Consider the following 527-nt stretch of genomic DNA (forward strand, 5'->3'; position numbering starts at 1 on the left):
TGATTCAGACAGAGACAAATAAAAAAACGCGTGTAAAAATGAACTCACGTATCTATACCAACAATGTCTTTATGGCGACAACCTTAGCTAAAGAGGGGCATGGTCTGGTTAGAATGATGGAAATGGACATCAAAAAAGAGCTTGAGAGCGGAGAATTGGTAGAGGTATTGACTGGTTATCAGTTGCCGAGCTTTGTACTATATGCCGTTACTTTAAACCGTGACCAACAACCAGCTAAAATCACTCGTTGCCTAGAAGTACTGAAGAAATATTTTCATGCAAACTAAGTATTATTTAGACTAAATATTGGTTGTTTCAATAATCGGTCAGCAAAAAGCCTATGGATATCGTTATCCATAGGCTTTTTTATTACATGCTATATATTCAAGCAAGCTTTAGAATGTTGGCTTTAATAAGTTGATCAAGCGTTCAGCGACTTGTGTGCTTTCATCACGGCTCATATTGAGTGGCGGTAGCAAACGCACCACATGGCCACCTGTCACATTAATGATGAGTTTTTGCTCATC

1 protein-coding gene and 1 pseudogene are annotated in these 527 nt (G+C 38.5%); one reads left to right on the plus strand and one right to left on the minus strand.

The window, feature by feature from the left end; genetic code table 11:
• The coding region (locus ACS8FC_RS20700; protein WP_439298166.1) for a LysR substrate-binding domain-containing protein at positions 1-287 on the plus strand (287 nt) is incomplete at its 5' end.
• Positions 288-395: 108 nt separating this feature from the next.
• Here the strand turns inward: ACS8FC_RS20700 and ACS8FC_RS20705 are convergent.
• Positions 396-527 (minus strand): annotated as a pseudogene (locus tag ACS8FC_RS20705) (aspartate aminotransferase family protein); the annotation flags it as partial.

The sequence above is a fragment of the Psychrobacter sp. 1Y4 genome, from assembly GCF_051847555.1.